General features: G+C 31.5%; 8 protein-coding genes, 6 tRNA genes and 1 rRNA gene. 3 read left to right on the top strand and 12 right to left on the bottom strand.

Annotated features, from left to right (window positions below; genetic code table 11):
- Positions 1–72: 72 nt before the first annotated feature.
- The 6 genes from I6U51_RS16370 to I6U51_RS16345 form a co-directional block, all read right to left on the bottom strand.
- Positions 73–1,479, bottom strand: coding sequence for a sigma-54 interaction domain-containing protein (locus I6U51_RS16370; protein ID WP_211143653.1), 1,407 nt, complete (start codon positions 1,477–1,479; stop codon positions 73–75).
- 216 nt (positions 1,480–1,695) lie between these two features.
- A 5S ribosomal RNA gene (rrf, locus tag I6U51_RS16365) occupies positions 1,696–1,812 on the bottom strand.
- 248 nt (positions 1,813–2,060) lie between these two features.
- A tRNA-Gly gene (locus I6U51_RS16360) sits at positions 2,061–2,135 on the bottom strand.
- A gap of 36 nt (positions 2,136–2,171) precedes the next feature.
- A tRNA-Gln gene (locus tag I6U51_RS16355) sits at positions 2,172–2,246 on the bottom strand.
- A gap of 6 nt (positions 2,247–2,252) precedes the next feature.
- Positions 2,253–2,329 (bottom strand) — tRNA-Arg (locus I6U51_RS16350).
- 5 nt (positions 2,330–2,334) lie between these two features.
- A tRNA-Gly gene (locus I6U51_RS16345) sits at positions 2,335–2,408 on the bottom strand.
- Between the two features lie 438 nt (positions 2,409–2,846).
- Between I6U51_RS16345 and I6U51_RS16340 the strand changes: the two genes are divergently transcribed.
- The gene (locus I6U51_RS16340; RefSeq protein ID WP_211143652.1) at positions 2,847–3,704 is read left to right on the top strand and encodes a TerC/Alx family metal homeostasis membrane protein; all 858 of its coding nucleotides are present in this window, start codon (positions 2,847–2,849) and stop codon (positions 3,702–3,704) included.
- A gap of 263 nt (positions 3,705–3,967) precedes the next feature.
- The gene (locus tag I6U51_RS16335; protein ID WP_211143651.1) at positions 3,968–6,289 is read left to right on the top strand and encodes a YhgE/Pip domain-containing protein; all 2,322 of its coding nucleotides are present in this window, start codon (positions 3,968–3,970) and stop codon (positions 6,287–6,289) included.
- Between the two features lie 68 nt (positions 6,290–6,357).
- Here the strand turns inward: I6U51_RS16335 and I6U51_RS16330 are convergent, their stop codons facing one another.
- The 3 genes from I6U51_RS16330 to I6U51_RS16320 form a co-directional block, all read right to left on the bottom strand.
- Positions 6,358–8,238, bottom strand: a complete 1,881-nt coding sequence (locus I6U51_RS16330) for a PTS fructose transporter subunit IIABC (RefSeq protein WP_211143650.1) — start codon at positions 8,236–8,238, stop codon at positions 6,358–6,360.
- Positions 8,239–8,333: 95 nt separating this feature from the next.
- Positions 8,334–9,251, bottom strand: coding sequence for a 1-phosphofructokinase (pfkB, locus tag I6U51_RS16325; protein ID WP_211143649.1), 918 nt, complete (start codon positions 9,249–9,251; stop codon positions 8,334–8,336).
- Positions 9,251–10,000 (bottom strand): DeoR/GlpR family DNA-binding transcription regulator, encoded by a 750-nt coding sequence (locus I6U51_RS16320; protein ID WP_211143648.1) that lies wholly within the window; start codon positions 9,998–10,000, stop codon positions 9,251–9,253. The genes pfkB and I6U51_RS16320 overlap by 1 nt, the downstream gene beginning before the upstream one ends.
- Before the next feature lie 216 nt (positions 10,001–10,216).
- Between I6U51_RS16320 and I6U51_RS16315 the strand changes: the two genes are divergently transcribed.
- Entirely contained in the window at positions 10,217–10,930 is a 714-nt protein-coding gene (locus I6U51_RS16315; RefSeq protein WP_211143647.1) for an HAD family hydrolase, read from the top strand.
- 72 nt (positions 10,931–11,002) lie between these two features.
- On the opposite strand, the gene I6U51_RS16310 is transcribed toward I6U51_RS16315, so the two are convergent.
- The 3 genes from I6U51_RS16310 to I6U51_RS16300 form a co-directional block, all read right to left on the bottom strand.
- Positions 11,003–12,634 (bottom strand): M20/M25/M40 family metallo-hydrolase, encoded by a 1,632-nt coding sequence (locus I6U51_RS16310; protein ID WP_211143646.1) that lies wholly within the window; start codon positions 12,632–12,634, stop codon positions 11,003–11,005.
- 125 nt (positions 12,635–12,759) lie between these two features.
- Positions 12,760–12,835, bottom strand: a tRNA-Pro gene (locus tag I6U51_RS16305).
- Positions 12,836–12,841: 6 nt separating this feature from the next.
- Positions 12,842–12,915 (bottom strand) — tRNA-Gly (locus I6U51_RS16300).
- Positions 12,916–13,095: the final 180 nt, after the last annotated feature.

The following is a 13,095-nucleotide window of genomic DNA, read 5'->3' as shown; positions in this document are numbered from 1 at the left end:
ATTTTTGCACTTATGTAGATTAATCAAATTTAATTAATATTTATACAATTTATAGAAATAGTTTACTACACACTAATCAATTTTATTAATATTATACTTTTTAATCTTATATTGTAAGTTTTGTCTCGAAACATTTAACTCTTTGGAAGTTCTACTAACATTATAATGGTTATTTTTCAATGTTCTTTTTATTATCTCTTTTTCAATATTTCCAATATATTGTTCCAAGTCAAAGTTATGATTTTTATCTATAATAAGATTTTCAATATCTATTCGGTTTTCATTTAAAGGCTTACTGAATATTTTCGGATCAAAATGCCAATAGCTTAAAATAGAATTGCTATCTGCCATATTCATAGAAGATTCTATTGCATTTTTTAATTCTCTTATATTCCCTGGCCAATTATATTCTATTAACTTTTCCATAACATCTTTATCAATTCCTATTATATTTTTGTCTAAAATTTTATTATAATTTTCAATGAATTTATCTAACAATATAGGTATATCCTCTTTTCTTTCCCTCAATGGTGGTATATTTAACCTTATAACACTTAATCTATAATAAAAATCTTTTCTAAGCTTTCCGCTTTCAATTAGTTTTTCTGGCTCTTCATTTAATGTTGCTATTACTCGAACATCACAGTCTATAACTTTACTGCTTCCAACAGGTCTTATATATCCATCTTGTAATACTCTTAATAGCTTAGATTGAAGATAAGGTTCCATAGAATTAACTTCATCTAACAAAATCGTCCCCCTATTTGCTTCTTCAAATAATCCTTTTTTATTTTCTGCTCCTGTAAAACTTCCTTTTTCTGTCCCGAATAACATTCCTTCAAGTAATGCAGCAGGAATAGCAGCACAATTTATAGGTATAAATGGTTTATTTTTTCTTAATCCGTCATAATGAATGCTTTGTGCGAAAACTTCTTTACCACATCCAGTTTCTCCATAAATTAAGACAGAAGAATTTGATATACTTGCTTTTTTAGCTTTTTCTATAGCACTTTTCATTGCAGGACTGTTTCCACATATATCACTAAAGGTATAGTTCTTTTTTGATTTCACACTGATTTCCTGTAACTTACATATACACTCTGTTAGTTCCTTTAGTTTCGTCATATCTTTAGCTATCTCAATAGCAGCTATATTTTTGCCATTATGGATTATTGGCACAGTAGTATTTATAGTTGTGACTTTTTTCTTGTATTCGTTGCTATACTGCTGAATTAAGTCCACAATTTTCTTACCGGTTTTTAGAGCATTCATTAGAGTAGAGGTGTCTTCCTTTACATCCTTTAGGTATTCATTAACTCTTTTCCCTAGAACTTTCCCAGGTTCAATTCCTTCTATCTTGCCCATCGCCTTATTGTAATACATTGTCTTCCCGGTAGAATCAACTATTTGAATTCCTTCATCTAAATTTTCTAGTAAACACTCTAATACCTTTTCTGCATTAAATAAATTTGAAACCATTTTATCCCCCTCAGTTCCATAGTATTTATAATTTTAAACTACAGATTTAAAATCCATCTCCGTATAAATAGGAATAACTCATTTACCATATTATTACATATATAAATTATAAGTTTAATTACCTTTCAAATCAATATAATGATTATTCTAAGTACATTTATATTTACTAGGTAAAATAAAAAAACACTAAGCATACACTTAGTGTTTTTTTATTGAACCTGGCGACGACCTACTCTCCCACAGGGTCTCCCCTGCAGTACCATCGGCACTGTGAAGCTTAACCGTCGTGTTCGGAATGGGAACGGGTGTTACCTTCACGTCATAATCACCAGATGTTTTTAATTGTGATAAACTTCATATATCTTCGTCACTTTGCTCGCTGCGGTGTTCATTTACACATCAGTAAACTCCACTCCTCGCTTCGCTTTGTTCCTTGATCTATTCGTTTCTAACAATTAAAAATTATAATCTTTATAGCAAGATTATTCGATTTTGTTAAGAAATCATATGACCACAATACATTGTGATCTACATTAAAATATGAACTTTTATAATTGCTTTATATAATATAAAGCATATGTTGGAGCGGAAGACGGGATTCGAACCCGCGACGTTCACCTTGGCAAGGTGACGCTCTACCACTGAGCCACTCCCGCAAATTCATTACATCTCAATAATTATTAAAGTTTAAATGGCTGGGATAGCAGGATTCGAACCTACGAATACCAGAGTCAAAGTCTGGTGCCTTACCGCTTGGCGATATCCCAAAATAATGGTGCGTCTTAAGGGATTCGAACCCCTGGCACACGGCTTAGAAGGCCGTTGCTCTATCCAACTGAGCTAAAAACGCATATTTGGAGCGGGTGAAGGGAATCGAACCCTCGTAACTAGCTTGGAAGGCTAGCACTCTACCATTGAGTTACACCCGCATATACTTACATGTCCTTGGTACATTTATGAATTATATACTATCTTATAATGCTTGTCAACTATATTTTAAAATAAGTTTAGATTTTTAAAATAAGCGTTAATTATTAACTCTTAACATAATTAAATTTTATATTTAAAGACATATTTATAACTTGACTAATAGGAATTTATGTGATATTATAACACTATAGAATTTAATAAAGTTAGTTAAAAGGGAGTAATTTAAACTGCAAAATCAACATTCCGATTTGAATATTTATCAAATCTGGTTTTGTAGGCCTTTGTGAGGTAATAAGACTTTTAACATAATCTTTAAGATTATGTTAAAAGTCTTTTGTTTTTTATTTTACTACATAGTCTCACAATATTAAATTTCTTAATAATCTTATTTAATTAATACATTATTAAATTTACTTAAATAATAAAGGAGGAATTTTATGTCTACTAAAAAATCAATGTTAACATTAGGTATGTGGGTGGGACTAGCTTTACTATTTAATATAGGTATTTATATATTTATGGGTTCCGAAAAGGCTTTATCTTTCTTAGGTGGATATGTAATTGAACAAAGTTTAAGTCTTGATAATCTTTTCTTGTTTTTGCTTGTTTTTGAAGGCTTTTCAATTAAACCAGAATATCAAAAGAAAGTTCTTTCCTATGGTATATGGGGCGCAATAATTTTAAGATTTATATTTGTTGTATTAGGAATAACTGTAGTTAATAAGTTCCACTGGATGCTATATATATTTGGATTAATATTAATAATAAGTGGAATTAAAATGTTTAAAGAAAATGATAAAGTTAACGACATAAAAGATAGTAAATTACTTAAATTTATTAATAAAATTATTCCTGTTTCAGATAAATTAGAAGGAGAAAAGTTTTTTATAAGAAAAAATAAAAAACTTTATATAACTCCTCTATTTGCAGTATTGTTGCTTATAGAATTTTCCGATATTATATTTGCCATAGACTCAATCCCTGCTATATTTTCTATAACAACAGATCCTTTTATAGTTTATACTTCAAATATATTTGCAATTTTGGGACTTAGAAGTATGTACTTCCTTTTATATAAGCTTCATGAAAAATTTGCTTATATGAAATATGGTGTTGCATGTATATTAATATTTACAGGTATAAAGTTATTAGCATTATTATTTAATATACACATATCAGTAGTAGTGTCCTTAGTATCCATATTTACTATACTTGCAATAAGCCTTTTAGCTTCTGTATTTATAAATAACAAAGGTAAAGATGACGAAGCTACCAGCTATTCAAATATACAATAATTTGAACTTAACAGTTGTTATTTAACTAATTACAATATATGTATTATTTAAAATTAGAGATCACCAGAATCAAGAAAATTATGATTCCAGTGATCTCTATTTATATGTAATTTATTAATTTATTTCCTTAAATCTACATATCTGAGTGTACTTTTCATGGAAATTAGTTTTAAATAAGCTTGAAATTTGTTTCACTTTGTTGTATAACATTATTGTACTGACTGGTCAGTACTTATTTTATTATAGGAGGATGTGTTTGATTTATGAAATTATTTAAAATTTTTAAAAGTGAATTAAAATCAATATACCAAAATAAAATCAAACTAGCAGCAACTGCAGCGGTCATAGTCATTCCTCTTTCATACAGCTTATTCTATTTAAAAGCTTATTGGGATCCCTATGGCAGTTTAAAAAATTACAATATAGCTGTAGTAAACAAAGACAAAGGTACCTCTGCAGAGGACAAAAGTTATAACTATGGTAATGACATAGTTAATAGTCTAAAGGATAAGAAGGATGTAGGCTTTAAATTTGTTTCTGAAGAAGAAGCTACTAAAGGCATAGCTAATGACACGTACTTTGCAGAAATTCAAATTCCTGAGGATTTTTCTCAAAAAATAGTAAGTGCAAAGGATGGTAACGCTATAGCACCTAAAATTATTTATCTTTCAAACAACAAGAAAAATTATATTGGCACAAAAATCTCTGATGCTATAAAAAATGAATTCGTTAATGAGATTAAGAAAAGTATTTCTGGGGAATACGGTGAAATTGCATTTGATAGCATATATGAAATGAAAGATGGTATGAAAGATGCCTCAAATGGAACAGAAAAGTTATATGATGGAACTAGCAAATTAAAAGATGGAAGCCAAAGTCTCAATACTGGATTAAAGGAAATGGACAAACAACTTCCTGAGCTTCAAAAAGGTGTTAGTTCTCTAACTGACGGCTCAGATCAATTGAATAATGGTCTTGGACAACTTAACTCGAAGATTCCAGAATTATCATCTGGTACAAATAAGCTAACTTCAGGAGCAACAACATTAAATAAAAGTATGAATAGCCTACAAGAAGGGGCAAAAGAGTTAACGGATAAATCTTCAGATTTAAAAAGTGCTGGAGACTCCTTAAATGAGAATTTTGATAGCAAGCTTATATCAGGCTATACTCAGGTTTCTAATGGCTTAAAGAGTGGCGCAGACCAACTAAGCTCTGGAGTTAATCAGGTGCAGAGTGGAGTAAATTCTTTAATTACTACATTAAATCAAAATCAGCAGGCTATGAGTAATGGTCAAAAACAGCTTCAAGCATATTTGGCAGCGCACCCAGAAGCAATGCAAGATCCCAATATGCAAGCATTTCTATCAACAATGCAATCTATATCAGATCAGGCTACTAATCCTGATAATTCAAAAAATATAGAAATGCTGAAAGATGGTGTAAAGCAAGTAGCTACTGGTGCCTCAAATTTATCAAGTCAACTTGATATAAATAATCAAAATTCCGCATCAGGAATGTTTTACTCTGGACTTAATAGCTTTAAGTCTCAAGGAATTGAACCATACACGACAGGTGTTAACCAATATGCGAACGGGGTATACCAACTATCTTTAGGAATTAATACAATATCACAGGGGTCATCCCAGCTAGCAAGTGGTTTAGAGAACCTTGACAGTAATATGCCACTGCTTCAAAATAGCTCTAAGCAGCTATATGATGGTTCTTATCAGCTAACTCAGGGTCTGGGTCAACTTAATAGTCAAGTACCTAATCTAGCTCAAGGTGTGAATAAGCTAACTGAAGGTTCTGGTCAATTAAGTACTGGGCTAAATGATTTGAAGAATGGAACAAAGGAACTCGATACTGGATTAAATAATGGTATAAAGAAAGTTGAAGACAATGTTAAAACTTCAAGCAAAGACCTTGGAAACTTTATAGGTAATCCAGTAAAAGTGGATGAACAAAACTTAAATCCTATAAATAACTACGGTTCAGGATTGGCACCATATTTCTTACCAATATCTATATGGCTTGGTGCAGTTTTCATGTTTCTTGTAATTAAAACTAAAAAAGATGATTATAAAGAACTTAACAATGTTCAGCTTGTTCTTGGAAAATTTACTCCATATGCTCTTATAGGTATAATTCAAGCTGTGGCATTAGGTGGAATAGTACTAGCACTTGGAATTAAGCCATCGAACACTTTACTTCTATTTTTACTATTAATCTTAATGGCTCTTTCCTTTGACTCTATAATTCATTGCTTTATGAATCTATTTGGACTTGTCGGTGAAGGTCTAGCTGTTGTATTATTAGTACTTCAATTATGCTCAGATTCTGGTACCTTCCCTATTGAAGTGTTACCCAAGTTCTTCCAGGCCATAAGTCCATACTTACCTTTTACTTACGCTGTAGAAGCTATAAGGGAAATATTATTTGCGTCAAGAATAAACTATTCAATTATTCAAAAGGACTCATTAATATTAGTTCTCTTTGGACTAATAGCAATGGCTATTAACATTATATTCGTTAGAAAAGGTGAAAAACTCTCAGAAAGCCTTGAAGAAAAATTAGCAGCTTAGTATATAAAATTAAAAAAAGTCTTGTTAAAATTAAAGTTTATAAACTTATTTTAACAAGACTTTTTTTATTAATCTTCTATTGGTTTTTTAAGAAATCCTAACATTATTGCTGTAACAAAAGATCCAATTAATATAGCCGCTAAATATAATAATGAGTTACCTTTTACTATAGGAATTACGAAGATTCCTCCATGTGGAGCTGGAAGCCCTATATTAAACATCATAGTAAGCGCTCCTGCTATTGCTGAACCTACAACTATCGAAGGTATAACCCTACCTGGGTCAGCTGCTGCAAAAGGTATAGCACCTTCAGTTATAAAACTTGCACCCATTATATAACAAGTTTTACCTGCATCTCTTTCCTCTTTTGTGAATCTATTTTTAAATAATGTAGTTGCAATGGCAATACCTAATGGTGGAACCATACCTCCAGCCATAATTGCAGCATGAGGATAATAATTTCCTGAACCAATCATTGCTATTCCAAAGGTAAATGCAGCTTTATTTATCGGACCACCCATATCAACAGCCATCATTCCACCTAATACTATACCAAGGATTATCTTATTGGCAGTACCCATTGAACTTAACCAGCTTGTAACACCTGCATTAAGAGCTTTAACCGGACTAATAACAACGAGGAACATAATAGCTCCAGTGATGAATATTCCAAATAGCGGATATAATAATACTGGTTTTATGCCCTCTAATGACTGTGGTAATTTAGAGAATATGTTTTTAAGACCTAATACAACATAGCCACCGAGGAAACCTGCAATTAACCCTCCTAAGAATCCAGCACCATTATTTGCTGCTATAAATCCTCCAACCATAGCTGGGGCAAAACCTGGTCTGTCAGCTATACTGCTGCCTATGAATCCAGCTAAAACTGGTATCATTAGTGAAAATGCATTACCACCACCTATATCCATTAAAAGCTTAGCTGTTGGATTAAAAGATGGGTCATTTGGTTCAAAAGCTTTTATACCAAACATAAAGCATATTGCTATTAATATACCTCCTCCTACAACAAAAGGAAGCATATTGGAAACACCATTCATAAGATGTTTATAGAATCCAGTTCTTTCATTTTTACTTGCTGATACATTTTTATCATTTCCGCTGTGATGATATACTGCTGCATTACCACTTAACCCTTTATTTAAAAGTTCTTCTGGCTTCTTAATAGCTTGGGCAACAGGAACTTGAATTAGTTTTTTACCCTCAAATCTAGACATTTCAACTTGCTTATCTGCAGCAACTATAATAGCAGTTGCCTTTTCGATTTCTTCTTCTGTTAATCTATTTTTAACTCCTGTAGAACCGTTGGTTTCTACCTTTATATCTATTCCCATATCTCTAGCTTTGTTTTTTAATGCGTCTGCTGCCATATAAGTATGAGCTATGCCAGTTGGACATGCAGTTACAGCCAATATTAAGCCTTTAGATTCTTTATTTTCAGTATTTATATCTTGTTTTTGTTCCTTTAAATAACTCTTTTCTTCTCTATCAATTAATAACAAGATCTCTTCCTCTGAATTTGCATTCATAAGCTTTTCTCTAAAGCCTTCATTCATAAGCATACTAGATAATCTAGATAATGTATCCAAGTGCTCATTATGAGCGCCTTCACTAGCAGCTATCATAAAAAATATATGAGAGCTGTTTCCGTCTAAAGAATCATAATCTATTCCACCCTTAGAGCGACCAAAAGCTAAGGCTGGAGTTTTAACTGCAGATGTTTTTGCATGCGGAATTGCTATTCCTTCTCCAATTCCTGTTGAAAATTCATTTTCTCTTTTCCATATGGCATTCTTAAATTCTTCTTTATCTCTTAATCTTCCTGCTCTATCTAATTTATTTGTCAATTCATCTATTACGTCGGCTTTTGTGGTTGATTTTAAATCTACAATAATTGTTTCTTTTATTAGAAGCTCTGTAACTTTCATAACTTTCCTCCTATTTTTAAAAGGTTTTCATCCTAGGCATTAATTTTTTATTATTTAATTTGCACGTCAGAAAAATAATTTCTCTGAAGTAACTTTTAAGAAGATAATTTAATGATCTTAACCTGCACAAGTAACTTTTCTACATCCTCTCTTTTGCATAAGTCCATAGAAAATGCTGTAGCGCTTCCTGATGCTACTCCGTATCTAAAAGCTTCATTAATATCTTGAGTTTTAGAATAGCTAGCAAGGAATCCTGCTATAAGTGAATCTCCTGCCCCTACTGAATTTTTTACAATTCCTTTTGGAGCAGATGCATGGTATACTCCTTCACTACTTATTAATAGCGCACCTTCACCTGCCATAGATATAATTACATTTTGTGCTCCCATTTCTCTAAGCTTTTGTGAATATTTTATTATATCCTCTTTCTTATGAATCTCAATATTAAATATTTCACCTAATTCGTGATTGTTAGGCTTAATCAGAAATGGCTTGTGTCTTAGTGTAGATATCAAAGCCTCACCAGTAGTATCTACAATTACTTTTACTTCTTTGTCTTTTACCTTCTCTTGAATTTGCGAATATATATTTCTTGGAAGAGATTTCTGCACATTTCCAGCCAACACTAGAATGTCTTCTGAATTTAAAGCATCTATCTTTCCAAATAACTTATTTAAATCTTCCTCCCCAATATTAGGGCCACTACCATTTATCTCTGTTTCTTCATTAGAACTAAGCTTCACATTTATTCTCGTATCTCCATTTACCTGGATAAAATCAGTATATATTTCTTCCTTTTTAAGAAAATTCTCTATAAACTGTCCTGTAAATCCCCCAATAAAACCTAGTGCCTTACTTTTTATTCCTAAGTTATTTAAAACTCTTGATACATTTATACCTTTCCCACCAGCATATTTATTTTCGTTAACTACTCTGTTAACAGTTCCTGCTGTGAAGTTTTCAACCTTAATAACATAGTCTATTGAAGGGTTAAAAGTTACAGTATATATCATTAAATTGTCACAACCTTTACTTTAGTTTTTTCATTATATTCTTTGTAATTTTCAACTTCCGAATTTGTAATTATAACAGCATCTTTCAAATCTGCTACTTTTACAAAGCTAACTTCTCCAAATTTACTTTCATCCGCCAATACAAAGGATCGTCTTGAATGCTTGATAGCGTTTTCTTTGAGCATAGCTTCTTCAGAATCTGGAGTAGTAAAACCACATTCAATGTGTATTCCGTTTATACCCAAAAAACATTTATCAAATCTGAACTTCTCTAGACTTTTTAGAGCATCTGAACCTATAACTGCCTTTGTTGTATTCTTAATTTTTCCTCCAAGTATATAGGCATTTATACCTTTATCAACTAGAGCATTTATATGCTTAAGACCATTAGTAACAACAACAATGTTGCTTTTATCTATATATTGAATCATTTCATAGGTTGATGTACCCGCATCTAGATATATACTATCGCCATCTTCTATTAAAGATGCGGCATATTTAGCAATACGCTTCTTCTCATCTACGCTTTGAACTTCTTTTTCACTATAACTAGGTTCAATTAATCTTCCTTTTGGTAATGTTGCACCACCATGTATTCTTTTCAAAGCATTAATGCTTTCTAAATAAGTTAAATCCCTTCTTATAGTGGACTCTGATGTATTAGTAATTTCCATTAGATCTATTATTTTTATTACCCCTTTTTCTCTTAATAAATCTAATATAATATTGTGTCTTTCTTCAGTCAGCATTTTATCACCTACTTATTGATATATAATATCTTTACTCTATGTAAACATTATAATATAGGAATTTTCAAAAATCAATCATTTTCATCCAAAAACATTTAAAACATTTCACACAAAGTGTCAATATCATTCATGAGTTGTGAAAAACCTTTCATCAATAATAGTAAATTCCCCCTTCCTGTGATAAAATATTTTACATAACAATTAAGGAGGATAGCTATGAATACTATTTTATTTGATCTAGATGGAACATTACTTCCACTGGATATGGCTCTGTTTGAAAAAATATACTTTGAAGAACTTACAAAATCCTTTTCTGATATACTGACTCCAGAGGAGCTTGCCAAAAACATATGGGGTTCTACTAAGACTATGGTGGCAAATTTAGAACATAAAACCAATGAAGATGTTTTTATGGATGACTTTGGCCAAAGGGTAAACTATGACTTATTAAAAATTAAGCAGCGTTTTGATGATTTTTATGATACTACTTTCTTTAGAGTTAAAGAGGCTGTTAAAGATGTTGAATCTATTAGAGAAAGTGTTAAAATCTTAAGAGAAAAGGGATACAAAATTGTAATTGCCACAAATCCACTCTTTCCAATTAAGGCAATCCATCACAGAGTTCGTTGGGCTGGCTTTGACCCTGAAGAGTTCTCTTACATATCAAGCTTTGAAAAAAATCATTATTGTAAACCTCAATTAAAGTACTACGAAGAAATATTAAATGATATTTCTAAAGATCCTGAAGAATGTCTTATGGTTGGAAATGATGTACAAGAAGATCTTGTGTCAAAACAATTAGGTATGAAGACATATTTAATAACTGATAACCTACTCCATAGAACAAAAGATGAGATAATATCAGATTATATAGGAGAATATAAAGATTTCCATGAATTTGTTAAAACCTTACCTCATGCTCAAGCTTAAAATTTGATAACGAATAATTTAAGACACAAAAAACCAATTAGCTTTTTGTGCCTTAAATTATATTCTTGATTTCTACTTAAGTAGAGAAAAAATCATATTTTTGTACAATTCAGGAACTACATTAAATGAGTATGGGACATTCAACCTTTCAGTATACTTATGAAAGTCCTTTCCTTCACCACCAAAAACTATACCTGGAATATTAAGCTTATCTAAGCAGTCTAATGGTAATTTATAATTTATATCATAACCAACAATATTAGATGATAAATGATCTAGATTTTTACTTCCTTCTATTCCAGTATAACTTAAATCAGATATAGCCATAAAAAAGTCTTCTTTTATAAGTTTTTCATTAAATTTCTTTTCAGCAAGTTCTATTGTTTCATCTATAACTTCTATAAACCTTTTACTTTTATCATCTATACCTTGTAAATATTTATGTGGATAGTATGGAGGAATAAAAGAAACTATTATCATTGGTTTTTTGCTATTATATTTTTCATAAGTCTCTTTGACAATATTTATTGCAATAGTCTGGTTGTCCATTTTTTCTTTTTTCCAAAGCTCAACCTTGCCCTTCATATATATATCAAAATCTTTTACTTTAGCCTTAACTTCCATTAAAAGTTCTTCATAAGTCATAACACAAGGTTCTACTTCCATGTATTGAACTTTATCTGGAGATTTTTTTATAAATTTATCTCTCTTTTCCTTTAATAGATCTAAAACATTGTTAAAAGCTTTTAAACTTAACTCCTTTAAATCTCTCATAAGTTTGTCTTCTGAAATACTTAAAGTCAATATATTATAATATGCTGCTGCATACAATGGGGTCTGTACAGAATATAGCTCCTTTAAATCTAACTGTTTTAGACATGTAGGTGGTGGTGTAATAGTATCGTTAACCTGGTCTGAAAAATCCGGATTATACTCTAGTAATCTATTTATTTCTGAAACTAAGGCATTTGGATTTAACCCTTTAAGAGACTCTCCTGCATGAGTTTCCTTACCTACACAGAAAAATAACGGCATTATCTTTCCCACAGTTCCCATATAGAGTTTTTTTAACTTATCATTTTCATTATCAGGTATGCAACATTCAGAAACAATCACTCCACAATAGTCGTATCCCCTCTCCTCTTGTAGTTTTAAAAGAAAAGGTACAGATGCAATCATTCCTTCTGAGTTACTTTCCTCTCCTGGCACTGCTAAGAATAGCAAATTGCCTTTAAAATTCCTCTCTTCACTAAGTTCTCTAAGCATTTCTATATCTAAGGCTATGCCATATTTCATATCGGCAGTACCTCTTCCAAAAATCCATTCACCAGATTCAAGATCTCTTAATGCTTCTTTATCTAAATTTAACTCACTGATTCTCTTAGTACATTCTTCAATATTGAAAGCAACAGGTTTTAAGTGTCCAAACTCTTCTACTTCTACTACATCTAAATGTCCTGTTAATATTAGTGTATTATTTGATTGTTCTTTTCCATGCACAACACCCCATACAAAACTTCTTCCATATGGATCTTCTTCTATTAATTCCATACCAAAATTCTTTTTATTGTTCTGGAAATATGGTATTTCCGATATTATACTGTATATCTTTTCAGATGTTAGATTTTCACTTTCTGTACCCGATACTCCAGGTTCCGCAACTAGTTCTTTTAACGTACTGTAAACCTTATCACTTAAAGTCATTTCCATTCCTCCTTTTTTGTGTCCCTGTATATTATATATTAAAAAACTATAAATTCAAAAGAATTTTTATAGCAAATTATTTTAACCAAAAATAAAAAAACACTAGACATCTATCTAGTGTTTTTTGGTCGGGGTGACAGGGATTGAACCTGCGACCTCATGGTCCCAAACCACGCGCGCTCCCATCTGCGCCACACCCCGTTATATTGGAGCGGGTGAAGGGAATCGAACCCTCGTAACTAGCTTGGAAGGCTAGCACTCTACCATTGAGTTACACCCGCATGTTTTTAGGAAAAATTGCTATAAGCTTCACATCTCTTCGTCAAAGCGTTCCTTGCGGTGCTCATTTACCAGTCAGTAAACTCCGCTCCTCTCTCACGCTTTTCCTCGACCTGTTCGCTTCTATCAATTTTTGTTGTTACTTTTTGTTTTCAGAAACTATTGTTCTCTGAAAATTGCAC

The organism is Clostridium aciditolerans, from assembly GCF_016316925.1.
GTDB lineage: Bacteria > Bacillota > Clostridia > Clostridiales > Clostridiaceae > Clostridium_AM > Clostridium_AM aciditolerans.
The sequence above is the reverse complement of the archived record's forward strand: the minus strand, read 5'-3'. Positions and strand labels throughout refer to the sequence as shown.